Source organism: Marivirga salinae, from assembly GCF_030503855.1.
Classification (GTDB): Bacteria; Bacteroidota; Bacteroidia; order Cytophagales; family Cyclobacteriaceae; genus Marivirga; species Marivirga salinarum.
This window is the reverse complement of record NZ_CP129971.1, coordinates 1,409,024-1,434,840: the sequence shown is the minus strand read 5'-3', so window position 1 is coordinate 1,434,840 and position 25,817 is coordinate 1,409,024. Positions and strand designations below refer to the sequence as shown.

21 protein-coding genes are annotated in these 25,817 nt (G+C 33.9%); 10 read left to right on the top strand and 11 right to left on the bottom strand.

Annotated features, from left to right (window positions below):
* Positions 1-11 precede the first annotated feature (11 nt).
* The 3 genes from QYS49_RS06125 to QYS49_RS06115 all read left to right on the top strand — a co-directional run bounded on the left by QYS49_RS06125 (position 12) and on the right by QYS49_RS06115 (position 5,345).
* Positions 12-611, top strand: coding sequence for a trimeric intracellular cation channel family protein (locus QYS49_RS06125; RefSeq protein WP_308350834.1), 600 nt, complete (start codon positions 12-14; stop codon positions 609-611).
* Between the two features lie 185 nt (positions 612-796).
* Entirely contained in the window at positions 797-1,684 is an 888-nt protein-coding gene (locus QYS49_RS06120; RefSeq protein WP_308350833.1) for an ABC transporter ATP-binding protein, read from the top strand.
* 13 nt (positions 1,685-1,697) lie between these two features.
* Positions 1,698-5,345 carry an ABC transporter permease/M1 family aminopeptidase gene (locus QYS49_RS06115; protein ID WP_308350832.1) on the top strand — a complete coding sequence of 1,216 codons (3,648 nt, stop codon included), beginning with the start codon at positions 1,698-1,700 and terminating at the stop codon, positions 5,343-5,345.
* Between the two features lie 128 nt (positions 5,346-5,473).
* On the opposite strand, the gene QYS49_RS06110 is transcribed toward QYS49_RS06115, so the two are convergent.
* The 5 genes from QYS49_RS06110 to QYS49_RS06090 form a co-directional block, all read right to left on the bottom strand.
* Positions 5,474-5,929, bottom strand: a complete 456-nt coding sequence (locus QYS49_RS06110; protein ID WP_308350831.1) for a hypothetical protein — start codon at positions 5,927-5,929, stop codon at positions 5,474-5,476.
* A 27-nt stretch (positions 5,930-5,956) separates the two neighbouring features.
* Positions 5,957-7,447 carry an MltF family protein gene (locus QYS49_RS06105; RefSeq protein WP_308350830.1) on the bottom strand — a complete coding sequence of 497 codons (1,491 nt, stop codon included), beginning with the start codon at positions 7,445-7,447 and terminating at the stop codon, positions 5,957-5,959.
* 213 nt (positions 7,448-7,660) lie between these two features.
* The gene (locus QYS49_RS06100; RefSeq protein ID WP_308350829.1) at positions 7,661-8,206 is read right to left on the bottom strand and encodes a DUF4199 domain-containing protein; all 546 of its coding nucleotides are present in this window, start codon (positions 8,204-8,206) and stop codon (positions 7,661-7,663) included.
* Between the two features lie 30 nt (positions 8,207-8,236).
* Complete coding sequence (locus QYS49_RS06095; RefSeq protein WP_308350828.1) at positions 8,237-8,704, bottom strand: nuclear transport factor 2 family protein; 468 nt, start codon at positions 8,702-8,704, stop codon at positions 8,237-8,239.
* Between the two features lie 85 nt (positions 8,705-8,789).
* A complete protein-coding gene (locus QYS49_RS06090) occupies positions 8,790-9,485 on the bottom strand; it encodes an RluA family pseudouridine synthase (protein ID WP_308350827.1) in 696 nt (231 codons plus the stop codon).
* 265 nt (positions 9,486-9,750) lie between these two features.
* Here QYS49_RS06090 and QYS49_RS06085 point away from each other — a divergent pair, with 265 nt between their 5' ends.
* From QYS49_RS06085 to QYS49_RS06070, 4 genes are all read left to right on the top strand, one after another.
* The gene (locus QYS49_RS06085; protein WP_308350826.1) at positions 9,751-11,103 is read left to right on the top strand and encodes a M28 family peptidase; all 1,353 of its coding nucleotides are present in this window, start codon (positions 9,751-9,753) and stop codon (positions 11,101-11,103) included.
* Between the two features lie 171 nt (positions 11,104-11,274).
* A complete protein-coding gene (locus tag QYS49_RS06080) occupies positions 11,275-12,009 on the top strand; it encodes a head GIN domain-containing protein (RefSeq protein WP_308350825.1) in 735 nt (244 codons plus the stop codon).
* Positions 12,010-12,112: 103 nt separating this feature from the next.
* On the top strand, positions 12,113-12,328 hold the full coding sequence (locus tag QYS49_RS06075; protein WP_308350824.1) for a hypothetical protein: 216 nt from the start codon (positions 12,113-12,115) through the stop codon (positions 12,326-12,328).
* 288 nt (positions 12,329-12,616) lie between these two features.
* Positions 12,617-13,351, top strand: a complete 735-nt coding sequence (locus tag QYS49_RS06070) for a hypothetical protein (RefSeq protein ID WP_308350823.1) — start codon at positions 12,617-12,619, stop codon at positions 13,349-13,351.
* A gap of 109 nt (positions 13,352-13,460) precedes the next feature.
* On the opposite strand, the gene QYS49_RS06065 is transcribed toward QYS49_RS06070, so the two are convergent.
* Together QYS49_RS06065 and QYS49_RS06060 are read right to left on the bottom strand one after the other, a co-directional pair.
* The gene (locus tag QYS49_RS06065; RefSeq protein WP_308350822.1) at positions 13,461-14,873 is read right to left on the bottom strand and encodes a phage tail-like protein; all 1,413 of its coding nucleotides are present in this window, start codon (positions 14,871-14,873) and stop codon (positions 13,461-13,463) included.
* A 67-nt stretch (positions 14,874-14,940) separates the two neighbouring features.
* Positions 14,941-16,332, bottom strand: a complete 1,392-nt coding sequence (locus QYS49_RS06060) for a T9SS type A sorting domain-containing protein (protein WP_308350821.1) — start codon at positions 16,330-16,332, stop codon at positions 14,941-14,943.
* A gap of 402 nt (positions 16,333-16,734) precedes the next feature.
* On the opposite strand from QYS49_RS06060, the gene QYS49_RS06055 reads away from it, so the two are divergent.
* Positions 16,735-17,073 (top strand): PAS domain-containing protein, encoded by a 339-nt coding sequence (locus tag QYS49_RS06055; protein WP_308350820.1) that lies wholly within the window; start codon positions 16,735-16,737, stop codon positions 17,071-17,073.
* A gap of 134 nt (positions 17,074-17,207) precedes the next feature.
* Complete coding sequence (locus QYS49_RS06050; RefSeq protein WP_308350819.1) at positions 17,208-17,510, top strand: ATP-binding protein; 303 nt, start codon at positions 17,208-17,210, stop codon at positions 17,508-17,510.
* A 364-nt stretch (positions 17,511-17,874) separates the two neighbouring features.
* Here the strand turns inward: QYS49_RS06050 and QYS49_RS06045 are convergent, their stop codons facing one another.
* The gene (locus QYS49_RS06045) at positions 17,875-18,708 is read right to left on the bottom strand and encodes a helix-turn-helix domain-containing protein (RefSeq protein WP_308350818.1); all 834 of its coding nucleotides are present in this window, start codon (positions 18,706-18,708) and stop codon (positions 17,875-17,877) included.
* Positions 18,709-18,917: 209 nt separating this feature from the next.
* Here QYS49_RS06045 and QYS49_RS06040 point away from each other — a divergent pair, with 209 nt between their 5' ends.
* Positions 18,918-19,994, top strand: a complete 1,077-nt coding sequence (locus QYS49_RS06040) for a PAS domain-containing sensor histidine kinase (protein WP_308350817.1) — start codon at positions 18,918-18,920, stop codon at positions 19,992-19,994.
* A gap of 366 nt (positions 19,995-20,360) precedes the next feature.
* Here the strand turns inward: QYS49_RS06040 and QYS49_RS06035 are convergent, their stop codons facing one another.
* The 3 genes from QYS49_RS06035 to alaS form a co-directional block, all read right to left on the bottom strand.
* Positions 20,361-21,485, bottom strand: coding sequence for a peroxiredoxin family protein (locus tag QYS49_RS06035; protein ID WP_308350816.1), 1,125 nt, complete (start codon positions 21,483-21,485; stop codon positions 20,361-20,363).
* Positions 21,486-21,587: 102 nt separating this feature from the next.
* Positions 21,588-23,051 carry an Asp-tRNA(Asn)/Glu-tRNA(Gln) amidotransferase subunit GatB gene (gene gatB / locus QYS49_RS06030; RefSeq protein WP_308350815.1) on the bottom strand — a complete coding sequence of 488 codons (1,464 nt, stop codon included), beginning with the start codon at positions 23,049-23,051 and terminating at the stop codon, positions 21,588-21,590.
* Positions 23,052-23,055: 4 nt separating this feature from the next.
* The gene (gene alaS, locus QYS49_RS06025; RefSeq protein WP_308350814.1) at positions 23,056-25,686 is read right to left on the bottom strand and encodes an alanine--tRNA ligase; all 2,631 of its coding nucleotides are present in this window, start codon (positions 25,684-25,686) and stop codon (positions 23,056-23,058) included.
* Between the last annotated feature and the right edge of the window lie 131 nt (positions 25,687-25,817).

Here is a 25,817-nt window from a genome sequence, read left to right as displayed (position 1 = left end):
TTCCAAAAACTATGCAAATTCAATATGCACTTGAGCTTTTAGGGACATTAGTTTTTGCCATTTCAGGTGCATTAGCTGTAAAAGACAAATCAGAAGATTGGTTTGGCGCTGGTTTCACAGGCTTTGTGACTGCTATCGGAGGTGGGACTTTAAGGGATATCATGTTGGGCAGCTATCCATTATCATGGGTAGGCGATATGAATATTATTTATACCATTCTATTTGGGGTATTGCTCACCAGTTTTTTCAATAAGTTTCTACAAAATTTAAGAAAAACCTTGAGCCTATTTGATTCAATGGGAATAGCACTCTTTACCGTTGCTGGAGTTGAAAAAGCTTTATCGATGGGATTAAGATGGGAAATTGCGGCAATTATGGGGATGTTTTCTGCAGTTTTTGGAGGTGTAATCCGCGACACCTTAGTCAATGAAACACCCGTTATTTTCAGAAAAGAAATTTATGCCAGCGTATGCCTATTAGGTGGGATGCTCTATACATTACTAAACTATTTCCAGCTTGAAAGGGACATTAATTTTATAGTAACGGCCTCCTTTATAATGTCAGCTCGATTATTAGCAGTTAAATACCATATTAATTTTCCTAAAATTTAAGATTAAAAATCTCTTGAAGAATTTTAAAATATTACCCCACTATTACCATAAATAATTCTCTTTCTTGACACTGGAATAATATTGGAGACTTCACCATAAAGTCAAATCCACTCATATAAAAACATCTGTACTAAAAATAATAATAATTATATTGCTTTGTTTTTTAACTAATCTAATAAAGCAATATGCAACTATCAATCCAAAATTTATCCAAGACTTACTCCAATGGAGTGCAGGCACTTAATAACGTTTCACTAACTATTCCAAAAGGAATGTTCGGTTTGTTGGGTCCAAATGGAGCTGGCAAATCTACCTTAATGCGAACAATAGCAACTTTACAGGACGCAGATTCCGGCAGTATTATGCTGGATGATATTAATGTAATGGAAAATCCTCAAGCCATAAGAGAACGCTTGGGCTACTTACCACAGGATTTTGGACTTTACCCAAAAATAAGTGCCGAAGTAATGTTAGATCATATCGCTCAAATGAAAGGCGTGGGTAACAGAGGTGAACGAAAAGAATTAGTTGCCAGCCTTTTAGAAAAAGTTAATCTTTATAACCATAGAAAAAAAGCTTTAGGCACATATTCGGGAGGTATGCGCCAACGATTTGGAATCGCACAAGCTCTAGCTGGAAACCCCAACCTAATCATTGTAGATGAACCAACAGCAGGATTAGATCCAACTGAAAGAAATCGCTTTTATAATTTACTTAGTGAGATTGGTGAAAATACCATCATTATTTTATCTACTCATATTGTTGAAGATGTGAGTACGCTTTGCTCTAATATGGCCATAATTTGTAATGGAGAAGTTTTAATGGACGGAAAGCCTGCAGATGGCTTGAGTCAATTACAGCAAAATATATTTGCAAAAATCATTAAAAAGGATGAGCTGGAAACTTATAAGCAAAATTATAAGGTGATCTCCACCAAACTGAAAGAAGGTAATTTAGCCTTGCGAGTAGAGGCTGAAAGTAATCCTGGTGAAGGATTTGAACACGTAGAACCCAATCTTGAAGATGTGTATTTCAGTCACATTTCTAAAAAAGTAGATCCTATCACGCTATAACCTATCATTGACCATGTTAAACATTTTCATATTTGAATTAAGGTATAGGTTTAGTAGACCTGCTACCTATATGTACTTTGGAATATTGCTGCTTGTTTCACTCTTACTTTTTGCTTCGGGTAGCACTCCAGCAACAGAAAAAGTATTTCACAATGCACCTATTACAATTGCTAACCTAATGCTGGTTGTATCAATTTTTGGCATTCTTATCGCCTCTGCAGTTATGGGTGTACCAATGTACCGAGATATTGAACATAAGACTGGCACTTTTCTGTTTAGTTTACCGATTTCAAAAAATGCCTATTTCATGGGTCGATTTTGGGGCTCCTTTGTCACTTTACTCTTTATTTCATTAGGAGTAGTTGTTGGGATTTATCTAGGAACTATAATAGGAGCTGCCACAGGATGGACGCCTGCTGAACGGTATGGTCCCAATCTGTTCATGAATTATTTCCAGCCATGGATTAGTTTAGTAGTACCTAATTTATGGTTTTTCTCCACTTTATTTTTCGCTCTCATTATTTTTACAAAGAATATTAAAGCGATTTATTCAGGTGGAATTATTGTTTTCATTCTCTATTTATTAACTAATTTTTTAGCAAATGATATTGAAAATAAAGAATTGGTTCAAATTTTAGACCCCCTAGGTCTTAATTCATTCACCATTCAAGTAGAATATTTAACACCCTTTGAACAAAACTCTTATCGAGTTAACATATCTGGAAACTTGTTGATCAATAGAATCCTTTGGATCTCCATAGGTATTTTACTCTTCATCGCTTCCTACATGCGTTTTAGTTTTAAGTATTTCTTTCAAGCTACTTCCAAAAAATCGCAAGTTGAAGAGAGCGAGGATTCTTCAGCAAAGACTCTACTAAAAAAAGTAACTACCTCCTTTACAAAAGCTTACCAACGGCAAAGTTTGATAACGCTATCCAAGCTTGAGATCAGGAATGTATTGAAAGACAGTTACTTTAGAGCAATTCTTTTAGGAGGATTAGTATTCTTAGTGATTGATTTTTGGATTGGCAGTACCATCTATAGTGTACCAAATCTCCCGTCCACTTCATTTTTGATGCAATTTAAGGGGTATGATTATATCATTTTTGTATTTATTATCCTGGTTTTCTTTGGTGGTGAAACTTTACATAGAGATAAAAGCTCAGGATATTCTTCCATAAGCGACACTTTCCCTATAAAAGATGGTGTATTAATTGCTTCAAAATTTTTAGGAATGGCTACTATTTGTCTCTTATTAGCCACCTTACCAATAGTTGTAGGACTAATTATACAGACGCTTAAAGGATATTATAATTATGATATCGGAGTTTATTTGGTAGATAGTTATCTGATCTCTTTCCCTGATTATCTGCAAATGCTCATGTTAATTTTTGCGGTTCATTTAATCGTGAACAATAAATTTGCTGGCCATGCAGTAAGTATTGGAATTTGGTTAGTGATGATCGTTTTAAGGGATTTTGCTGATTTTAATTTTAACCTATTCTTCTTCTCTTACAAGCCTAACTATATCTGGTCAGATTTGAATGGACTAGGTCATTTTGGAGCTCCATTATTATGGTATAATCTATATTGGACAGTATTTGGTGTTTTTCTAATATTATTTTTCTCTCTCTTCTTTGCAAGAGGTTCAGATATCAATTTTAAGAAAAGGTTAAGTCAAGGAAAGAACCGTCTAAAAAATTCAACAGCTGTACTTTCTTATGTATTGCTATTTGTAGCACTGGGTCTTGGTAGCTATATCTTTAAAACGGTAGTTTACACCAATGGATATTTAACAGTGACTGAATCGGAAAAACGGCAAGCAGACTATGAGAAACAATTAAAGCAATATGAATTTATAGCACAACCAAAAATCATAAGTGTAAATGTAAATGCTGAAATATTCCCAAAAAAGCGAGATGCATTCTCTGAGGTGAAGGTTCAAATGGTAAATAAAACCGATGAACCGATAGATTCATTGCATTTAAATTTTGCAGGAGCAAGTTATTTTCATGCCCTTTATAAAGGCGACACGCTTTCATATCGTTTCCCTTTATCATATGACAAAGCCAAATTTCAGATTTTTGGAGAAAAAGAAGTTAAACCTTGGTACAAGATTTATGCCTTGCCCAATACAATGCAGCCAGGTGATACTTTAGAGTTGGATTTCCATTCCGCCTTAACTAATACAGGTTTTGTCAATAGTGGTTTTTCAAGAGAAATAGTTTATAACGGTACATTTATTGGTCAAAGTATGCCTTCAATTGGCTATAGCGCTAGTTCAGAATTGAGTAGTGATGAAAAACGAAAAAAATATGACCTCCCTGAAAAGATAGATGAATTACCACCACATGATGATCCTTATGGCATGAGAACTATGCTATTTAATGATGATGCTGACTTGGTAACTTTTGAAGCAACAATTGGTACTTCAGCAGATCAAATTGCGGTTGCACCAGGATATTTACAAAAAGAATGGACAGACGGAGATAGGAGATATTTCCATTATGTTCAGGATTCAAAAATCGATTTATTCTATACCCTTGTATCTGCTGATTATGCAGTTTACAATGATAAGGCCAAAATGCCTGATGATACTGATGTCAATATTGAAATTTTCCATTTGGCTTCACACGATTATAACCTAGATCACTTTTCAGCCGCCTTTAAAGATGGTATTGAATATTTTTCAGAAGTATATGGCCCCTATCAATTCCGACAAATGAGGCTTTTGGAGTTCCCGAGGTATGCAAATTTTGCTCAATCATTTCCAAATACTGTACCTTATTCTGAAGGTTTCGGCTGGATTGCTGATTTCAGTGATCCTGATGATTTTGATTATGCTTATTTTGTAACTGCCCATGAATTAGCACACCAATGGTGGGGGCATCAAGTGGTGCCTAACTCTACCCGCGGAGCCAATCTTATTTCAGAATCTTTGGCAGAATATACTGCATTAGTTTTGTCAGAAAGAAAATATGGAAAGGCAAATATGAAGACATTCCTTGAAGATGAATTAAATGGCTATTTAAGAGGCAGGGCATTTGAATCAAAGAAAGAAAATGTATTTATTGATTGTAATAGATCTTATCAATGGTATAGAAAAGGAAGTTTGATTTTGTATGGATTGCGTGATTTCATAGGCGATAGTTCGATGAATAAAGCTATTCGAGGCTTTAGAGACGAATTTGCGCATAAAGAAACTCCGCCTTTTGCAGGTAGCCATGATTTATATCGACATTTTGAAGCGGTTACTCCTGATAGTTTAAAGTATTATTTGGAAGATACTTGGAAGAAAATCACGCTTTATGAAAATAAGGCTGAGACAGCAACTGCTAAAAAACTGGATGAAGGTATTTATGAAGTGACTATTAAATTAACTTCACAGAAGCTTTATGCAGATAGCACTGGTCAGGAAACTCCAGCCAAGTATGATGGTGATTATATGGATATTGGTATTTTTGCAGCTGAAGATCGCGATGAGAATGGTAGAAAAAGAACCAATCCACTCTATCTAGAAAAGCATAAAATAGCCCCTGGAGAGCATTCTATTACTTTAAAAGTGAAAGGTGAGCCAGTTAAAGCAGGAGTTGATCCGCTTAACAAGTTGATCGATAGGAAAAAAGATGATAATATAATTGATGTTGAAATGGAGGAATAAGGAATAGTTATACTTTAATATGTTATAACTATCAATCCATTTATATTAAAAAGCTTCATTGAAATCGATTTCAATGAAGCTTTTTTTTATGCTTAATAATTTTCCTAAAGGATGTCAGTTTTATAATTCTAAAGCTCAATATCTTCCAAGCCCAATTCTTTGGTTAGAAATTCAATTACTTCATTTTCTTCTTCCGAAACACCATCTGAAGCACTAGCAAAGAGATACATCGTTTCTACTACAAATTCTTTGGAAGGTTCATTTTCATTGAAATAATCCTTTAAAGCGGCAAGAAATTTATCTTGCCATTTATCTAAATTCTTAATCAAATGGCGAAATTCAGCTCTGTAGATAAGCATTAAGTTTTCCTCTTTCTCTTCTCCTAAATCATCTGAAGCAAATTCATCACCAAGAATTTTAGCTAGTCTTTTTACTGTTACCCATTCATCTTGATCAACTATACCATCAGACATCACCACTCTAAGTGCAGGAAAAAGATTAACGATATAAACAAATTGCTCTTTGTTTAAATTGATGAAACGCTCTCGCGTATATTCTTTAAAAAGTTGATCAATTTTTGACATATTAATTATAAAATATAGTTTAGGTCGCTAAATAACAGGGGCTTTTTCGTCATCCTCCACTTTAGGTGAATTCAGTAATAAAGCATATTGCTGGTATCTTTCTAAAATTTCATGAACATAATTTACAGGCTCTGCTCCCCTGCAGTATCCGTATTTCACAACCGGATCAGTATAATATTTCTTTTGGGCCTTTAATAATAAATATTTCTCCACATTATCATCCCATTTGGTAGGATCTCCTCCATATTTTTCAGTTAATCGGATTGCATCCTGCATATGGCCAATACCTACATTATAAGCCGCCAAAATGTATTTTTGTCTTTCAACACTATCTTCAACATGCTTAGTAAAAGCTTTCTGTAACCAATTTATATAATTTCCTCCTGCCTTGAGGCTTTGATTTGGGTCGTATAGATTTGTAGCACCAAATTCTTGAGCGGTTGGACCCATCATTTGCATAAGTCCTTTAGCTCCTGCCCATGATTTCACTTTAGGATCAAACTTACTTTCTTGATAAATTAATGCTGCTAACAATTTCCAATCCCATCCTATTTCTTTTGCAGTAGCCTGAATTTCTTCATCGAAAGGGGAAAGTTTATCGCCTCCAACAGACGAAAATTCTGAATATGATCTGTTAGATGACCGTTTTAAATTTTTAAAATACTTATTATAGATCACATAATAATCTGTTTCCTTTTGCCTCTCTTCCAACCAAGCATTTATTTTATTTTCCAAGGTATCTGAATTAGACCTTAAAGCCCAAGCAATTTGTTGAGAGAAACTTATCGGTGTTTTCACATCCAAAATAGGATAGTAAGTTGCGTTTAGCATGGCCACGTCTTCATCCGAAACAGTATACTCAATCTCGCCTTCCGCTACCATTTTTATCAAAGTTTCAACTTCCAAGCTGCTACTATCCTCAATAATTACTATATCACCGCCAATCTCATCTGAAAGGTTAGCCAACCGAGTAGAAAATGCAGAGCTTTTTCTAACATGTACCTCTTTTCCCGTCAATTGAATAGGGTCTCTAAGCAGTTCATTTTCAATTTCATGAATTTTCATCTGTCTCCAGTTTTCTGGCTTTCTTTGTACCAAAACTTGTCTTACAAAATACAAAGGGTCAGTAAAATCCACATATTGTTTTCTTTCCTTGGTCACTGTTAAATTAAAAGCTGCAATATCTGCCTCACCTCTATTTACTTTTTCAAGCGCAATAGAAATACTGTTCTCTTTTATTATTTTTAGTTCAACCCCTAAATCATCGGCTAACCAATTTAACATTTCATATTCATAGCCCATTGGCTGACCTTTGTAAATAAAGTAACTGGTTGCACTATTATCCACTACAGCCGTTATGTATCCTCTTTCTTTAATTTTATCAAAATCAAAATCAACGGGTTCTATCGCGTAAGATAAATCCTTTGATTTAGTATCTGATTTCGTGGAACAAGACCACAAAAAACTGAAAGTCAAAAACAAAATCAAGTAAAAAGACTTGTTGAAATAGTTCATCATATCTTTATTTTAAAGTTGCCAATATAGCCAATAAATATTTCAGCGAGTAAATAGCCACAACTTTTTCGACTGAACACTTATTTTGTTGGATAATCTAAATCCCATATAATTTACTCATAAAAAAAGAAATGGTTTAATATTATATCTGGAGGGTAAATAAAAAAGCCATTCAATTTGGCGTTGAATGGCTCTATAACTAAGGTTTTGATACTTTTAAAATTCTTCTTCTTTATCTTTCTTTTTATTAATAGCTCCTACTATTAATGCTCCTATGGCATAAAAAATAAGGGCCCATAAAAATGATGTTGCTTGCCCAGTTAATGTGTAAGATTCTTTCATTTTGACAGCCATTTCATCCATCATATCAGTTGATCCACCTCCAAAAGCTTCCATCGCTTTCATAGTATTTGTCATCTGTGCTTCAATTAAAACAGGTACAATTTCTGGATCTATAAAATTAAATAATAGATAATTAAATACAGTGCCTATAAATCCTGCTAATACAAAAACTATAAATGCATGTAAAAAGGCATCTTTAAATGACATATAGCCGCCAAGTTTTGACCTATAATCTCTACCTGCATAAATAACTATTGCTAATGAAATTACTAACAAAGCAATCCCTACCCCTGATTTAGCTAATAAAGTTATATCTATAAGGTATACTACTAAATAGATAATAATTGAAATTAAGCCTAATATAGCGCCCCATTTTAATGAATGCTGACTATTACTCATTTCTACTTCTTGATTTTCCATTTTTAATAAAGTTTAGGTTATAGTTTTAAGTTATTCAGAACAATTACTTTTAAATCTTGAATCAATGATATAAATTATTTTCCATTTTCCATCCATTTTGATGAACTGAAATGAATTGATTCCACAATGGCTTAGTTTATCTCCCAAATAAAATTTATAATCCATCCAAGCTGAGGCTACTTCGCCATCAGTTTGAATTTTCAAATTATCAATTTGCTCATTCCAAACATCTCCTTTGTTTTTGGCTACTGCATTTAACCACCCCTGGGCACCATTTAATTGACTAACTTCATTTCCCTCTCCATCCACGTTTAGGCTTTGCATTTTCACATTTGGATGCATATACGGAGCCATTTTAGTTGTATCTGATTCACGCATACCGTCAAAAACATCTTGAATAATTTCCGCGATTTGAGTAGAATCCCTTTGATAACTTTGAGTAAAGGCAGAAAAGGAAATAAAAAAGATGAAAGTGGTAAAAAATATAATTTTCTTCATGATCATTGATTAAAATGAAAATTCAGAAAATTTTAATATGAATACAATAGTATTTACACCAATGGCTAAAAAATCCTTTGTTTTATCAAATAACATCTTCAAAAAATGACCAAACAAAAGCTTTGGGAATCGGACTTACTACATTAAAAGGTTCTTTTTTTACAGGGTGCTCAAAGCTAATTGCTCTGGCATGTAGTGCAATAGAGCCATCTTTGGTCGGTTTAGGAAAACCATATTTCACATCTCCAATGATAGGACAACCGATTCTAGCCAATTGCACTCTAATTTGATGTGGCCTTCCTGTTAATGGTTTAACTTCTATTAAATTCCTATCTCCCAAAGCACGAATCAAACGATAGGATAGCGTTGACTTTAATCCTCCTTTTTTATCACTCATGTGCGCGTGAGTTAGGTTTTTATTGGAATCCTTTTTGAGCCAGTGGGTAATGGTATCTTCTGTTTTGGGCGGCCTCTTTTCCGTAATAGCCCAATAAGTTTTATCCACTTCTCTTTCTTGGAACATTTTAGAAACTCGTTCCAATGCTTTAGAAGTTCTCGCTAAAACTAGCGTCCCACTCACTGGTCGATCTATTCTGTGTGGAGTACCACAAAATACTTTCCCTTGCTTATTATATTTTTTAGCGATGTACTCCTTTGCATGTTCTGAAATAGGAGTATCACCAGTTTGATCTCCTTGCACCAACATACCTGAAGGCTTATTTACCACCAAAAGGTGATTATCTTCATACATTACTATTTGTAGAAATTCCTGATAATTCATAAATGCAAAAGTCGTAAAATTTGGCTATAATACATATATTAGAGGGAATAAAAAGTGGAAAGCTGGAAGTGCTCATCTTTAAAAGAGTTTCAGCCTCCTTTCTATTGAACTCTATTTTATTTCCATTCCTCACCTTTTAATAACCTCAATTCCCACTAGCCTATCATTTTATCGCCCACTCATCAAAGATGAAGTCCTTTCTATAACAATTTTCTTACTTTTTGATTTTGGTATTCATATATTCAGAAAAATAAATAAAAAACATATGACAAAATATATACTCACATTTGCTTTATGTGCTCTTTCCATTTTGGGTTTTAGCCAAGTACCTCAAGAAGTGGATACTCGCCATTATGACATAATAGATGCTGTTTCAGCTGAAAGGCTAGAAAGCGATATTAGAACTTTAGCAGGATTTGGAACCAGAAATACTTTTTCGGATACCGTTTCGAATACTCGTGGCATTGGAGCAGCGCGTAGATGGATAAAAGCTGAATTCGACAAAATATCAGAAGAATGCGGGGGTTGTTTGGAAGTATTCTACCAAAAAGACTATGTAACCAAAGAAGGGAATAGCAGGGTGCCAAAAGATGCATGGGTGGTGAATGTAGTCGCCATTCAAAAAGGGATTGACTATCCTAATAATCATGTATTAATGTCTGGAGATATAGATTCTCGGGCTAGCAATACTATGGATTATGAAACCGATGCGCCTGGAGCTAATGATAATGCCTCCGGAATGGCAGGAACCATTGAAGCTGCTAGAGTACTTTCAAAATACAAATTTAAAAACAGCATTGTTTACGTTGGGCTTTCTGGTGAAGAGCAAGGATTGTTTGGTGGAGCAGGATTAGCTAAATATGCTCAGGAAAAAGAGTGGAACATTATAGGCATTCTTAATAATGACATGATTGGAAATATTGAAGGTGTGGATGGTGTAATTGACAACCGAACCTTCAGAATATTCTCTGAGCCAGTACCTCCAACCGAAACAGAGAGAGAAAGAACAATGCGTAGATATTATGGCGGTGAGGTAGATGGGATTTCCAGACAATTAGCTCGTTATGTGCATAATCAAGTCCAAACCTATATGCCTGAAATGAACCCGATGATGATTTACCGATTAGACAGATTTGGCAGAGGAGGCCATCACAGACCATTTAATGATTTGGGCTTTGCTGGCATCCGAATTATGGAGGCTCATGAAAATTATAACCGTCAACATCAAGATATCCGAGTTGAAGATGGAATTGAATATGGTGATGTTGTGGAAGGTGTGAATTTTGGATATGCAAAAAAGCTGACAGCTGTTAATGCTATTTCTTTAGCTGGATTGGCTTGGGCACCACCTGCACCACAAAATGTAGGAATAGGTGGAGTGGTTGAACCATCAGCCAAATTAGCTTGGGATGAAGTAGAAGATGATAATATTGTAGGTTATAAAATTTATTGGAGATTGACCACTTCCCCAACTTGGGATAATTTCCGATATGTTGGAAAAGTAAATGAACATACTTTAGAAGGAATTGTAATTGATAATTATTATTTCGGTGTGGCTGCTGTAGATAAAAATGGAAACGAGTCTGTGGTGGTTTTCCCTGAGAGAGTTATTAGATAATAGAATAAAACACATTAAACTTTAAAGGCTTGTTAATCCGCAAGCCTTTTTTTGTTCACCTTGAAAAATAAAATGTTTATCTATAAAATTATTTAATTTATCACAATTAATTACATTAGTTAACATTTCCACCAGAAGTTCGTTTGATAGTCATCACCAATAATTAAGATGATGAAGAAATCAATTTTTATTTTAGGAGTACTATTTTTATTTATATCACCTTCACTTTTAGCACAGGTCAATAACTATGATGTAATGAACATTGTGGATTTCCATAGCATTAGTGTTAATTCAGCCTATACTGTCTATATAAAACAATCAAACAAAGAAGAAGTGAGAGTGGAAGCAGAGAAAGAGATTTATGATTTAACTGAAATTATTGTAAAAGAAGGGGTATTGCATATCAACATCGAAAAAGATGATTCCCAAACGAGTAAAAGCATTTGGCAAAAAATAGATAATATAAAATTATTACCCACACTCAAAGTTTATGTTTCCATAAAAGATGTTCAAAATTTGTCTGTAAATGGAAGTGGTAAGCTAATTACAGAGAATTCAATTGCTTCAGATAAACTTGAATTGCTTGTAGCAGGAACTGGTAGCATGGAAATAGATGCAAAAACTAAAGAACTTGATGCAAAATTAGCAGGGCCAGGCACTCTAACTATTAAAGGTTATACCGATAATTTGAATGTAGAGAATAGCGGTGCTGGTGACGTAGATGCATTTGAATTCGAAGCACAAAATGCAAATGCAAAATTATATGGCTTAGGTTCCATAAAAATGAATGTATCTGAAAAACTGGATGCCAAAATCTATGGTAGTGGTAATATATCCGTTAAAGGAGCCACAAATGAAATTGTTAAAAAAGAATATGGCTCGGGAATAGTAGAAAGAAAAAATTAATTACTGCTTTAAATGAATTGAAATGCAACATTCACAGCATAATTCCTGTATACTATAGTAAAGTAATTTCTTATAAATTTTTTCAAATTTAAAAATTATCGAAATGTCAACGATTAAAGAAAGAACACTAAAAGAATTAGAAAATAAGGTAAACGATTTAGAAAACTTCATTTCTAAGAAAGGTATTGGCTCTAGCTATTTATCAAGAGCAGAGAAAATTCAAAGAAATTTCAACATTGGTCTTTTTGTAGGTGGTGTAGCTATAGTTGGTGGAGTTTTAGCCTATGCACTATTGAAAGACGATGAAGATGATGAGTAAATAAATATATTTTATCACATATATTAGAAGCCTGACTTTATCAAGTCGGGCTTTTTTTGTGATTTAAATTTAATCTGAATTGCTAGTAGCATTGTTAATTATACTTAAAGCCTAGTAAAAAAACCTTTCCCATATTTAAAACAAAACTTTGGAAATAATATAAATACAATCGTATATCATAACGAAAAATATACTATTTTGCTGAAAATTATTCCAGTTAATCTTTAAATACAATTTAACCTAATTTAATTAAGGTACTTTTTAATTTACATATCTATTTTTTTAACCATGAGAAATCTATCCCTAATTCTAACCCTATTTTATTTTGTTTCATGCAATCCCAATGATGAAACAACTGAACTAAAAACTCATTTGGAAGGAGATCTTGAATTACTTTCATTAGCAGATTTTCAAAAACCAGAAGTTCAAGCTTACAGAATTATTAGCGGAACTTTGTCAATAAAAAACACTTATGAAATTGAAGATTTAAGCCTTTTAAAAAATTTAGTGGAAGTAAATGGTATCATAATCCTAAATAATAAAGATTTAAAATCATTAGCTGGTTTAGAAAATATCAAACAACTAGAATTCCTAGAAATAAAGAATAACCAATCACTAACCTCATTAGAAGGACTTGAAAATTTAAGTGAGATTTCTTCAAGCTTTAGTCTTTACAGCAATAGAACCCTAGAAAATTTAACCCCTTTAAATGGACTTACGAGGGTTGGGGAGCAACTATTTATATTTGATAACTCACAGCTTTCAGATTTAAGTGGTTTAGAAAATTTAGTGGAATGTCCAAAACTATTAATTCTTAACAACATCAGATTAGTCAATATTGAAGGTCTTGAAGGAATTTCCTCTTCATCAGACATTAGAATTGACTCTAATGATTCGCTAACTGATTTTTGTTCCCTGACAAAATTCATTAAAGCCAATAAAGAATCAATTTATTTCATCGCTCGACATAATGTTTATAATCCAACAATAGAAGATATGGTGCAGGATAAATGTTCAAATTAGAACCGTATTCTTAATAATTTAAAATACTTCTGAAGAATTTATAGAAGCTACTCAGAAAAAAATTGAATAAAATTTCAATCCATAAATATAGAATCATTCACAATTATTTTTAATCCCTAACCCTAAATTGTAGATCGGAAATAGCTACTGAAGACTCGCCTGTAGTTGTTTTGATAACTGCTTCTATGTAATCATCTGTGCTCATATCAACCTCAGTTTCCAACACTAATGTAAATGTCTGATTGTTGACCATGAGGCCCGTACTATGGTTTGGATTGTTAATTGCTGTTCCGTTCTTGGAAACTGCCAAAGTTAAGCTGGCATCGTTGGAAGGGGATTTGCCTGTAACGGTAATAAAAATATTTGCAATTATATCTTCCATTCCTTTATAAGTAAGTCGATTATTCATTACAGACTCAAATTTTAGGAGTTTTACACTAGAAGTGGTTCCATTTACTTTTGCATAGGTATTATTAGTTAGAAAATTGGTACTCTCGGCATTTGAGTTCGTAAATATATATCCATATGCACGAGTGTCAGGTATATTAGTGTTTTGTGACATATTCCAACCGATATCGTAGGGTGTCACACCACTCAATACAGTTCCAACATCTCTAAACATATTTGTTGTCAAACGACCTCTATCAACTTGAGCAGAAGGGTTGAGTTTCACTCCTGTATTCCCACTATAAATAAAGTAATTATTGGAAAGATCAATATCGTCTATCACCAGGCTACCTAAAAATTCAATACCTGCCCCTGTGGTAAGATTAGTGATAAAAGTATAAGCACAAGCAAATTTACCCATGTTACCGTCTACTTTCAAACCATCAGCACAGTTCCAATAATTTTTGACTATCGTTGCAGCAATAAAGCCACTAATTTGACCAACCCCTAAACTAGGGATACCAATTTCAATCACTGAGTTGCCAGAAAAAAGATTACAAAATTTAGTTCCTGAAGCATCTTTAAAATCGTAGGCCGAGGTAGTTCCACTTAAAGGAATAACAACAAGGTCTTGCATAAATACAGAAACATCTGTACTTCTAAGAATAGCACCACTAACAGATGATTGTACCCCATCCCGCGCAGGGTCAATCCCTTGTAAATTAGCCCCATTTAATTCCAGATAATAAGGAGAAATGTCAATAATACCTCTAAAAATATACATTGAATTGGCATCCAGTGTTATGCTGCTACCTGACGGAGCAGGAAGATCGTCCATTGAATAAACATAGACTAAGTTTTCATCAGTATTAGCGTATGTAGTTGACTCCCAATGATCACTACGGAAGACATCCATAGTATTGGTTGTAATATTATAAATTTGCAAACCGCTAGGAGGGGATGCAATGGCATTACGTTGGGCAGTGGTCATTCGAGTTACCAATACACCTCGTGTGGTATCTTCCATCTCCAAAATTGATGCAGCATTAATGGTATTTGGATTATCCCCTATTTTTACTTGCGCATGTGAGCAGATAGTAAAAAACAGAAAAGTTAACGCTAAAAAATATTTCATGATGTTATAATTTTGATAATGTATCTTCTCCTCTTTAGATTTATCGCTTTATTAGGAAATCTTAGCGCTATTGTTTAATAATTGAATTATGTTGGTTGTTAGTCTTTACGTAGTATGTCCCTTGTATCAAAAGAGATATATCAAGTTCTACACTAGTAATATTATTTTTTATAATCATCACAGACGAGGTTACCTCTTGTCCCATCAAGTTGTAAATTTTTATATTCTTTAATTCAGTTGACAACCCTTTTATGGTAACATTATCTCTGGCCGGATTTGGGTAAATAGTCAACCTTTGTGCAATTGAATTTTCTAAATAAACCCCCTCTATTGACGAATACTTAAACTCACCATTAAAATCAGTTTGCTTTAATCTATAATATGAATGGTCTGAGAAAGGGGATTTGTCAATGGTTTTATAATTTAAAACGGATTGGGAATTTCCCGCTCCCTTTAAATTTACAAAAGCTTCCCAGGTTACACCATCCTTAGATTTTTCTACTGTAAAAAAATCGTTGTTAATTTCTGATGCAGTTTGCCATGACAGACAAACTGAAGATTCGCATACTTTGGCATCGAATGAAATTAGACTTATCGGCAGTGGGTTATCACTGGAAAATGAGCCGAGTGTAAAAGGGCTAAAGCTTGAAATAGGTTCTGGAACAGAACAATTTGTTCCTGAAACCAAAGTTCCTGATGCTTCAGTACCGCTTACTCCTCCGTTTCCTCCAGATATCCATTGAGCTCCATCCCAGCGTGAAACCCGCAAATCGCATAAGTTATCAACTCCGCAAGAATTAGAATCCCAAGACAAGGTTACCGCTACATTTGAATTGCCGCCTGTTCGATTTAGTATCCAATATTCACAAGCACTAATATGATCTAAATCAGCACCAAGCGAAGAAGCACTATAAAACTCCTGTGGATTACCCTCAGTGTAATAGCTTGTAAAATGGTCAGTAGCAGAAGCTGGTGGTGTTATTGCTATTGGTCTTAAAATAGAATTATCTCCTGTAGGAAACACAAACGCATCATTCCCAGTTTTACGGACTACCCCATCAATGTGACTTGTATTGCTTTCTCCAGTATAAGAAGCACCGTCTAGAAAGTTGACAAATTCAGTGGTTATATCAAGATGGTCAGTTTGAATCAAACCATTTGTAAATGTTAGGATACCAGCAATTTGCAATACATTATCTAGCTGCAGTGAATTGCTTGCTTTATTAATTATTAAGTTATTAGTATGAATTAAATTGGTTCCGTTAAATTTTTGAGGGTTTGAGCCGACTACATGTAACGTACCCAAATTATTTGTGAAGTTGCCATTATTCGAAAAATCACCGAATAGCCCTATATTAGATTCTAAATGCATTCTTAAGTTACCGTTGTTTCGTAACTGAGCATTTGAACAAATAGGAAACAACAGTAGCATTATAAATACATATAATATTAATTTCATTCTTGAAATATTAATCCAAAGGAATATTAGCTAAATTACCCTTAACAAGATTAGTGTTTTAAAATCAAAATAGGTTACACATTAAATCATAATACTTACATATGTTACATATTTACTCGGCTTAAATAAGAATGTTGGTTAAACTGTTCTTCAGTTGAATAATTAGAATGGCGCTTACTACAAATAGATTATTTGGAATAATTGTAATAAATACAACTAATCCTTTCCATTTCTGAGTTTTAAGCATTCTCTCGAAAAAAATATGAATTTTATAAAATTTAATAATAACAATAATGTAAGATGTTGATCACAACCAGTTTATACCTTTATACTTCATTTCCTCTATCCCAAATTAGGGCATAACTTTAAAAATGGTAAGTATTATGAGTGAGAAAGTAGCCATTGAAGAAAAAAAACAGAAAACTTGTTGAGCTAAACGAAGAGTTAGAAAACTATTTTAGAAACACGATCATACCACAGTTTTTTGTGGATGCGGACTTGGTTCTAAGAAAATTTAGTCCACCCGCAAACGCCCACTTTAAGTTAGAAAAAACGGATCTTGGAAAGTCCATTTTTAATTTACCAGCTCTTTCACAACTCGATGGATTGATAGACATCATTAAAGAAGTTATCACGACTAACGTTGATTATGAAGATGAAATCCAAACTACAGACAATCGTTGGTTTCAAATGAATATACTCCCTTACACCATTAAGAAAAAAATGTTACGAATGGTGTAGTCATCACTTTTATTAACATCACTGCCCGGATTAATGATAAAAAAATCATTGAAAAAATAAATGCAGACCACGAAACTTTTATTTACTCTGTTTCACATGATTTAAATGATCCTATAGCCAACCTGATAGCATTATTGGACTTATTTAAACGATCACAAGGAAGTGAAATTACAGATGACACTCATGACTATTTGAAAAATATTGAAGAAGCTGAAGAATTGACCCTTCTTTCAGTAAAGGATAATGGAGTAGGCATTGAGCCAGATAAAAAAGAAGAAATATTTTCTAAGTTCACCCGCTTGAAACCACAAATAGAAGGAACAGGATTGGGTTTGTTTATAATAAACAAAATGGTTACTAACCAAGGCGGAAGAATAGAGGTTGAAAGCGAGGTAGGCGATTTTACTACTTTTAACATTTATTTAAAACATGGTTGATCCCTAAACTGATTGAAGCTCTACTAGCCAAAGGTTATTCACAAGATTATCCTCTTCAACATTTTTTTGCAATAAACATTGAGTCATATTTCATCAAAGGCTGTTATTTTAGAGTTGATTTATAGAAACATATAGGGAGTATGGAATTTTGTAAAAATTAGTAGCAGTTGGCAATCTTAAAACAAGTGGTATTCTTTTGTTTTTATCGCTGATGTATGCAGGAAAAGTTAAGGTATAAATAAATCCAGATGAAAATTTTGAATATGGTATTGTCTTAAATATTTGAAATGAGGGTTTAAAACTGTAGAAAAAAGTATAAAGGTGTAAAGGAATACTGAAAATGAATCAGTATCCCTTTTATATTTTAAGAAACTGCAGCAGAAAGTTCCTGATCACTTTTTCTCATGGTAAACCCGCTATCGCTCATTGCTTTCACAATGAATACAAGCATTAGAATTTCAAAAATAGTTAAAGTGAATAATGCTGGAATAGCCATTAAAACACTTACAAATCCTAAGCCTGTAACAATAGCAAAAATCCCTATTACTAAAGAAAGCGTACCTAATGATTTTTGTCTCAATACGAAGGCTGTTCCAAGCAGAATATATCCAATTCCGAACATAATACTTCTTATAATCATCACTGATGCTAATGACATATAACTTGTATAAAAAACCACTATGTCATTAATATTGCTAATCAAGATAAGTACAATTAAAAATATACTGCTGATTTTTATTAAATTATCATTCAATGCTTTTCCAATTAAATAGATTGGATAATAAAAAACGGCAAAAGTAAGCATCACTCCTATCTTTACTAAGCTGTAATTTACACCAGAAACATCACGCTCACTATCATGCCAATAATAAAAACCCACTTCCATAAAGCCCTCCACAAATGATAGACACAAATAAATAATCCCGATTATAGCTCCCCATTTAAAGTATGCTTTTTTATTTCCTAGTAGAGCTGAAAATTGGTTCTGCTGCTCTTCTTTTAAATTAAGCTCAGAAAAGTCCACCTTTAGCACTTCCAAGATTGATTTTACTGTATAGCTCCTTGGCAGCACTTCGCCCGCTTCAATTCTTTGAAGGGTACGAACATTTAAATTACATTTTTCTACAAGCTCTTCTTGCGTAAGTCCTTTTGCCTTTCTCCAATTTTGGATTTTCTGGCCTAATTCAGGTTGTTGCATATTATATATTGTTTTGTTGACCATGGCAAGTAGCTTTTTTAAACCTTAAAATAAAACGAATTAAATGGGCTTATATCCGACATTAGCACGACATTACGATTTTGGGTACTAATTTAATGCATTTTATGGTCTTTTGAAGTGTAAAAAAATCCCGTCTTTTCTATAAAAAGACTATCTTTAAATATTTATATTATAATTCCTATGGTTAAATGAATAATTCAAGCTTCAATTATGAACGTTATTTTGAGTTGACACCCGATTTAGTATGTATTGCAGGTTATGATGGCTACTTCAAAAAAATTAACCAAGCAGTAGTAAATACATTAGGCTATAGTTTTGAAGAACTTTATGCCAGCCCCATCTTTAGCTTCATTCATCCTGAAGACGAAAAAGTCACTTCTATTCACCGACAGGAATTAATAAAGTCAAATAGTCTCCATAATTTTGAAAACAGGTATATCACCAAAAGCGGAAAAATAATTTGGTTAGCTTGGACATCAATCCCATCAGATGAAGATCAAACTATTTTTGCTATTGCTAAAGAAATTACTTACAAAAAGAGATTGGAATCTGAAAGAAATAATCAATTGGCACAGCTTAGTAATAGAAATGCCGAATTTAGGGAGATTAATTACAGAACTACTCATGATTTGCGATCTCCTATTCAAAATATGCAAACGTTACTTAATATGATTGAGCTTTCTGATATTGGAAATCAAAAGAATCTTAACCTTATTGATCTACTAAAAAAAGGAAGCGAAAATCTTAAGGAAAAAATGAATTTCTATATTGACGCGGTGAGTACTAATAGTTGTCCTATCGTTAAATTGGAGAGAATCGAAATTGAAGATTGTTTGAAATCTGTTTTGGATTCAATCGATAATTTAATCTCTAGTTCCAAAATTGAAATTACAGCAGATTTCAGCAGTCAACCTTATCTATATATTAACAGAAATTACCTAGAAAGTATTATTTTAAACTTGACTACAAACGCCATAAAATATTCAAAAGTAGGCTCTATTCCTTATTTAAAAATCATGAGTAAAGATTATCCTGATAAAACAGAATTGATTTTTGAAGACAAAGGAATGGGTTTTGATATGGAAAAAGTTAAAGATAAAATTTTCGGATTGCATCAAACTTTCCATCATAATGAAAATAGTAAAGGTGTTGGACTTTATTTAGTGTATACACATATTACAAGTTTAGGCGGAAATATTTCGGTTGAAAGTGAGGTAGATAAGGGAGCCAAGTTTACGATTACTTTTAACAAGGAATTGAGGTGAGGGGGTTTGTTTTAAGTAATTTTTCATCTTAATCGAACTTGCTCATGGCTAGCTTAAATACTAGCTATGAGGTACATCACTTTATTCCATGCGTCATTCCTGCGAAGGCAGGAATCTAGTCTAATTGAAACAAAGTTTCAATAATCTAATCTGCTATTTCCCTCTAATCTAAATAGAAATGAATACTCTAAAATCCTTTCTTAATATTTTAACCTTTGGTTAAAATCAATAGATCCCTTTCTTCAAAGGGATGACGTTCTAATCTAGCAAAGTGCAATAATAAAATTACTTCTCCTAAACTAATTAAATAAAAAAGCCCTGAAACAGTACTGAATCAGGGCTTTCTAAAGTATTTATCGACATAAATTAGCTTCCGTAAATTTCTTCTAATTTCTCATGAAGTCTTTCCCCTCTTAAATTCTTAGCTACAATTTTCCCTTCTGGATCAAGTAGTAATGAAAATGGAATGCCATTGATTTTGTATTCCTGAACAATTGGAGTTTGCCAAAATTTCAATTCAGAAACCTGAGTCCATTCTAAATTATCTGCTTCAATTGCTCTTAACCAATCTTCACGTTTTTTATCTAATGATACACCTAACATTTGAAAACCTTGATCTTTATATTTATTGTAAGCTTCCACTAAATTAGGATTTTCCTGACGGCAAGGCTTGCACCATGCTGCCCAGAAATCAACTAAAACATATTCTCCTCTAAAATCTTTCAAACTTACAGTGTCCCCTTCAGGAGTTGGCATACTGAAATTAGGAGCCTGTGCGCCCACTGAAATCTTCGCCATATCATCCATCTGCTTTTTATAAAAAGTAGCCATATCGGAATTTGGATGAGCTTCAGCTATTGTATTAGCTACTTTTTGCATAAACTCAAAATCCTCATTTGGATTGAAAAAATTCATTGCCTGAATCGCGGCCAAAGAAGGTAGCATTTCTTCCACCTGCTTTTTGATACCTTCTTTTTTCTTCTCTTGCATTAAAAGGAAATCATCCTGAATATTTTTCATCTTTTCCTCATCTTGAGCTTTTCGAGCTGCCATAAATTCCTTATTAATTTCCTGCACCTCTTCAGTCTGTTTATTCATGACATCTTGCAGTTGGCTCATGTATTCCATGTCTTTGGAACCTGTAATCTCTAATTTTCCATTTCTATCTCCACCATCTGCTATTATATTCAAATCTTTGTCATTTACAATTAAAGTAGCTACTTGAGTGTTGTAAAAATTCAATTGAAAGAACTCAGGCCCTGTAGTTTCAACAGTAGATTCGAATGTATTATTCGCATCTAAATAAAGTGTGTCCACTACTTCTCTTTTACCTGCACTAATCTTAGCCAAGGTAATAACTCCTTGATCTTGCGGATTTTCAACTTTCCCACTAATTGTTGTTCCTTCATTTTCCTCCTTATCGCTTCCGCAAGCCACAAAAAACAAAGCTGCTAGAATGGTTAAAGCACTATTTCTCAAAATAATTTTCATATGTATACTGTTTTTTTTAATTGCCATATGGAATCTTTGATTAAAAATTCACCTTCAGTTGGTGTATAATTTGAAGTTGATTTTTAATGTCGATTTCATAATCTATTTTAAAGTTTGTTGTAATAATTCATTAGTTTTTTTGGGGTCAGCTTTTCCTTTGCTGCGTTTCATCACTTCCCCAACGAATAATCCTATTAATCCTTTTCTCCCGGATTTATATTCTTTTACTTTATCAGCCATATCCTGTAAAACTTCGTCAATTATTGGCTGAATACTGTCAGACGAACTTTCTTGTATTAGGTTCTCTTCTTTTGCTATTGCTTCTGCCTCAGAATGCTGATCCTCCAGCATTTTATTGAATATTTGCTGATTGGCAACACTATTACTCACTTTACCTTCATCCACTAACTGAATTAATCCAGCTAATTGCTTTGGCGAAATTGGGAAATCAGTAATATCCGAATTATTATCATTTAGATATGATTTCACTGTTCCCATTATCCAATTAGAAGCAGATTTATAATTCTTTGTCTCTTGGCAAAGATTATCAAAATACAATGCAATATCCTTATTATCAGTTAAAACCTGTGCATCATATTCAGGCAATCCATATTCTTGAGTGAATTTTTGAGCTAATTCCCTTGGTAAAGCAGGCATTTGAGCTTTCACTTCTTCGATCCAAGCTTCATCCACAATAAGTGGAGATAAATCTGGTTCAGGAAAGTAACGATAATCATTCAATTCTTCCTTCGTTCTCAAACTAGAAGTAGTGCCAGTAGCTGCATCAAAATCACGGGTTTCAGAAATAACTTTTTCGCCTTTTTCAATTAATTGAATTAGCCGCTCAGCTTCATGTTCTATAGCTCTGTGAACATTTCTGATGGAGTTCATATTTTTCACCTCCACTTTGCTACCGTATTCTTTGGCATTGGTAAGCATCACGGAAACATTGGCATCGCATCTCAAGGAACCCTCTTCCATATTGCCATCACAGATTTCAAGGTATCTCACCAGCTTTCTAACTTCAGTCAAAAATGAATAAGCTTCATCTGCACTACGCAAATCAGGCTCCGTAACAATCTCAATCAAAGGAACTCCAGCTCTGTTATAATCCACCAAAGTATCGGAAGCATCCTCTGTATGAATAGATTTCCCAGCATCTTCCTCCATGTGGATTCGATTCAAAGCAATGGATTTTTCTTCCGTTTCTCCTTTAGCTTTGATCCAAACTTTACCACCTACGCAAATGGGCGCTTTATCTTGGGTAACTTGATAACCTTTCGGTAAATCAGGATAGAAATAATTTTTTCTGGCAAAAATATTTTCTTTGGTGATGCTACAGTCACATGCTAAACCCATTTTTATGGCATAATCCACTGCTTTCTTATTGAGCATAGGCAAAGTGCCAGGATGCCCCAAAGAAATTGGACTAATATGCGTATTGGCACTTGCTCCAAAGGCAGTCGAATCAGAACAGAATAATTTACTTTCTGTCAACAACTGCGCATGCACTTCAAGTCCGATTACGACTGTATATTTATCTCTTATGGATTTGTCTAAAGACATATTTTTATAATTCCTGAGCCATGTTTTTGGCTTGCGCTACCACATCAGGCAAGCCTTCTAATTTTTTACCCCCAGCAGTTGCAAAGAAAGCTTGACCTCCGCCTCCACCTTGGATATTTTTAGCTAAATCTCTAATAACTTTTCCAGCATTTAAATCTTTGCTTTCCACCAAATTATCTGAAATTACCACTGAAATTTGCGGTTTTCCTTCCACATTACAAGCTAAAACAGCAAATAATGAATCAACTTCGTTTTTAAGTTCAAATGATAACTTTTTCAAAGCATCCGCATTTGGCAAAGTGATTTCGCTGATAATTACCGTAATATCATTTTGCTTTTCAGCATTTTTTATCAACTCATCCTTCAACTGACCGGCTTGCTTTGATTGCTCTTTTTCCAGAGATTTTTGCAATTCATTCTTCTCTTTCATCAACTGTTCAACAGCCTGAGCCAAATCTTTCGGGCTTTTCAATAAAGCATTAACCTGCTTCAGAATTGCCTCTTGATTTAAATTGTATTCTTCTGCTTTTTCTCCAGTTACTGCTTCAATCCTTCTGATTCCAGCTGCAACAGATGTTTCAGTAGTGATTTTAAACTGACCGATATTTCCAGTAGCCGGCACATGCACTCCACCACAAAGTTCTACAGAATAATTGGGATCGAATGTAACCATTCTTACACTATCCCCATATTTTTCACCAAATAGCGCCATGGCTCCTTTTGCTTTAGCTTCTTCTATCGGAATATTTCTTTCTTCCTGTTGAGGAATATTTTCTCTGATTTTTTCATTTACTCTGCGTTCAACTTTCAGGATTTCTTCATCTGTCATTTTAGAGAAATGTGAAAAATCGAATCGTAATATTTTATCGGAAACCAAAGAACCTTTTTGTTGTACATGGTCGCCTAAAACTTCTCTTAAAGCAGCATGTAAAAGGTGAGTAGCTGAGTGATTATATACAATTTTCCTTCTTCTATCATTATCAATTTCAGCATAAACTGGAGCTTCCAATTTTGTAGGAATTTTATCTACAAAATGAACAATCAAGTCATTCTCCTTTTTGGTATCTAAAACCTTGATGGTTTCATCTCCTATTTTCAAAATACCAGTATCCCCTATTTGTCCTCCACTTTCAGCATAGAAAGGCGTTTTATCCAAAACCAGCTGAATTTGCTCTTTATTCTTATTTTTCACTGAGCGATAACGTAAAATCTTCGCTTCCGCTTTTACTTCATCATAACCAACAAATTCAACATCACTTCCTTCACTCACGATCTGCCAATCGCCTGTTTCCATTTTGGCTGCTGATTTTGAGCGGTCTTTTTGCTTTGCCATCTCATGCTCAAAACCTTTTTCATCAATAGTCAAACCATTTTCTTTGGCAATTAAGGCCGTCAAATCCAATGGGAAGCCGTAAGTATCATATAATTCGAAAGCCACCGATCCAGAAATAGTAGTATTTCCACTTTCTGATAATTCAGCTTTAATACTGTCCAGTCTTTTCAATCCATTTTCTAAAGTTCTCAAGAAAGCTGTTTCTTCTTCTTTGATTACTTTTTCTACTAATTCCTGTTGGGCTTTTAGTTCAGGGAAAACCTCTTCGAATTGCTTGGCTAAAATCGGAACTAATTTATAAAGGAAGGGTTCCTTCAAATCAAGGAAGGTATACCCATAACGAACTGCCCTTCTTAAAATCCTTCTGATTACATAACCTGCTTTGTTATTAGATGGCAATTGCCCATCAGAAATTGAAAGAGAAATTGCTCTAATGTGATCCACAATTACACGAAATGCAATGTCTATTTTGCTAAGCTCACCATATTTTTTACCGGAAATCTTAGCTACTTCATCCAATAGAGGAGTAAAAACATCTGTATCGTAATTGGATTTTTTATTTTGTACTGCCATGCAAATACGCTCAAAACCCATACCTGTATCGATATGTTGTGCCGGTAATGCATGCAAACTACCATCTGCTTTTCTGTTAAATTGGATAAAAACCAAATTCCAGATTTCCACCACTAAAGGATGGTCATTATTTACCAAATCTTTCCCTGGAATTTTAGCAATATCTGCTTCATCTCTTAAATCAACATGAATTTCGGAAGCGGGTCCGCAAGGTCCGGTATCGCCCATTTCCCAGAAATTGTCACTTTTATCTCCTTTTAAAATTCGGCTTTCATCTATATGTCCTTTCCAGAAATCATAAGCTTCCTGATCAAACGGAATATTATCTGCTTTATCTCCTTCAAAAACAGTTACATATAATCTTTCTTTAGGTAATTTGTAAACCTCAGTCAACAATTCCCATGACCATTCGATAGCTTCTTTCTTGAAATAATCTCCAAAAGACCAGTTTCCTAGCATTTCAAACATGGTATGATGGTAGGTATCATGCCCTACTTCTTCCAAATCGTTGTGTTTACCAGAAACACGCAAACATTTTTGAGTGTCGGTAACACGAGTGGCTTCGGCTTTTTTATTACCTAAAAAGTAATCTTTAAACTGATTCATACCTGCATTGGTAAACATCAAAGTAGGATCATCTTTGATTACCATAGGCGCTGAAGGCACTATTTTGTGCTGTTTATCTTGAAAGTAGCTCAAGAATTTTTTTCGTATATCGCTGGAAGTCATGTAGTAAAGTATTTGTATTTAATGTTTTACTTTAAAAATATTTACTTATATTTGCCTTTATCAATGAGATTTATCAAAAAATTTGATTTTTGATGAACCTTTGTGCAATTTTGCGGATTAAAGAATCCGAG